General features: G+C 31.2%; 1 protein-coding gene. It reads left to right on the plus strand.

From position 1 onward, the window contains the following. A partial coding sequence (locus ACSBRB_RS10725; protein WP_435032735.1) for a riboflavin kinase occupies nt 1-253 on the plus strand: 253 nt, incomplete at both ends.

The raw sequence follows: 253 nt of genomic DNA on the forward strand, positions 1-253 counted from the left end.
GTTTATAGAGGTGTGGCCAATGTGGGTGTAAAACCTACATTTCATGATCCTTCTAAAGCACAAGTAGTTATAGAAGTGAATTTATTTGATTTTAACGAAAATATTTACGGCGAGCGTGTCACTGTATTTTGGCATCATTATTTAAGACCAGAAATTAAATTTGATGGGATAGATCCTTTAGTAGAACAAATGAATAAAGATAAAGAAAAAGCAAAATACTTATTATCGGTTGATTTTGGAGACGAAATATCAT

It is taken from the genome of Staphylococcus auricularis (assembly GCF_051172115.1).
Classification (GTDB): domain Bacteria; phylum Bacillota; class Bacilli; order Staphylococcales; family Staphylococcaceae; genus Staphylococcus; species Staphylococcus auricularis_A.